The organism is Streptomyces sp. NPDC002619, assembly GCF_042889305.1.
In the GTDB taxonomy this organism is placed as follows: Bacteria; Actinomycetota; Actinomycetes; order Streptomycetales; family Streptomycetaceae; genus Streptomyces.
The window spans coordinates 1-2,077 of the sequence record NZ_JBIAQV010000143.1 but is presented as its reverse complement, the minus strand read 5'-3'; the positions used below and the strand labels follow the sequence as shown (position 1 = coordinate 2,077).

The following is a 2,077-nucleotide window of genomic DNA, read 5'->3' as shown; positions in this document are numbered from 1 at the left end:
ATGCCTGGAAAGCGGGCCCGTCCGGTTCGGAGGGAGGCCGCGCGGAAAAGGACCAGCACACCTGGCACCTCGCCGCGCGGCCGACCCTACCCAGAGCTCCAAGGGGCTCGCGGGACTGGACGAGCACCAGGTGCGGCGCTGGGACTCCTGGCACCGCTGGGTCACCCTGGCCCTGCTCGCGCACGCCTTCCTCGCCATCACCGCCGCCCGCGAACGCCAGGGCCACACCCCCGCCGACGACGGCACCAGCCCCGACGGCCTGATCCCACTCACCTGCAACGAGATCCAGCGCCTGTTCATCACCCTCGTCGTCCAGCCCGTCCACGACACGGCCCACCGGCTCGGCTGGTCAACCTGGCGCCGACGACACCAGGCCCGCGCCCGCCACAGCCACTACCAGCGCCAGGCAGCCCTCCAACCATGAAGATCACGATCTACGGCTGGAGTACTAGGCCGCGTGTCGAGTCGTGATCAATTTGTGGGATTCGCCCTCACGGCGGGGTCTGGACCGGTAGATCTTCTTGCGTGACGCGAGTGCAACTGAGCGACGAGGAGTGGGAGTAGCACTGTCACGTTGGCGGATGGCGTAGGAGGATCCTCGGGTTGATCATGGTGGAGGGGGAGGATCGTCCGCGGGGAGCACGTCGCCGTTGTACAAGGGGCACCGGTACCCGGTCGAGGTGATCTCCCACTGCGTGCGGCTGTATTTCCGCTTCCCGCTGTCATTTCGTGAGGTGGAGGAGCTGATACTCGAGCGCGGTGTGATCGTCTCCTACGAGACGGTCCGGCGGTGGTGTGGGAAGTTCGGACAGGCCTACGCCGACGGACTGCGCTGCCGCCGGCCCCGGCCCGGGGATACAGGGCATCTGGACGAGGTCTTCATCAGGATCAACGGGGAGCGGAAGTACCTGTGGCGGGCCTCGACCAGGACGGCAACGTGCTCGACATCCTCGTGCAGAGCCGGCGGGACAAGGCCGCTGCCTGGCGCTTCTTCCGCCGCCTGATGAAGAAGACGTGTGCGGTGCCGCGGGTGGTCGTCATGGACAAGCTCCGCTCCTACAGTGCGGCCACCGCGAGGTCATGCCCTCGGTCGAACACCGCTCGCACAAGGGCCTGGACAACCGGGCCGAGAACAGTCACCAGCCCACCCGCCAGCGTCAACGCGCGATGAAGGGCTTCCGTAGTGTCGGCGCGGCCCAGCGGTTCCTGTCCGCGTTCAGCGGCATCTCACCCCGCCTGGCCCTGGCAGGACGCCTTCGAGGCGCTGTGGACAGCCGTCGGCTGCCGCCTGCGAACCTGACCCCTTGTCACCCTGCCAGCCCACGACCAGGACCTCGGAGACCCCGCCACCGGGACGGCCACCCGGCGATCGCCCACACCCATCAGCAGAAATCCGCCCCGAGATCACCTGAAAACGCTCACCGAAATCCGCGCGGTGGATCCAGGATCATGGCTCGACAAGTTCGGTGTTTCCAGGTTGCTGGGGTTGCCTCACCTGATCCGTCACCGGGTTCCTCCGAGGATGCCCCGGCCTTTAGGCCGGGGAGGAATCGGACTCCTGCGGAGTGGGGCAGGGGCGGCCGGATCGCCGTCAGGGCGGTCCGGCGTCCACCCTGTGACGGGGTGATGCCGTCCACAACGCTCAAGAACTCTCAACTGTCAGTCCTCCCGGGTAGGTTCGGGTGCATGACGACGGAAGCGACCACAGGGGAGACCGGGCATGCCCGGTACACCTTCCGTGTGCGCCTGTCGGCCACGGCCAGGCGCGCGCTCGAAGCTGAGTGGGATCGCTGCCGGTGGCTGTGGAACGAGTGCGTGGCCAAGTCGAAGCAGACGCACCAGCGAGCCAAGGCGAGCGGCGAGAAGCTGACGTGTGGCCCTGCGCAGTTGGACAAGATGCTGACCGAGGCCCGCGGGGTGACGCCGTGGCTGGCTGAGGGTGCGAGCGTGCCGCAGCAGCAGGTGATTCGCGACTTCGCCACGTCGAGGGCGAAGGCGCTGAAGGACATCAAGGACCGGCTTCCGCAGCACCGCCGGGCCGGGATGCCCCGCTGGAAGAAGAAGCGGGAGGCGCGGC

At 67.8% G+C, this 2,077-nt stretch carries 3 pseudogenes; all 3 read left to right on the top strand.

Annotated features, from left to right (window positions below):
* Positions 1-424: pseudogene (locus ACFYXB_RS45875) on the top strand (hypothetical protein); the annotation flags it as partial.
* 226 nt (positions 425-650) lie between these two features.
* A pseudogene (locus tag ACFYXB_RS45870) lies at positions 651-1,227 on the top strand (IS6 family transposase); the annotation flags it as partial.
* Positions 1,228-1,686: 459 nt separating this feature from the next.
* Positions 1,687-2,077, top strand: a pseudogene (locus ACFYXB_RS45865) (RNA-guided endonuclease TnpB family protein); the annotation flags it as partial.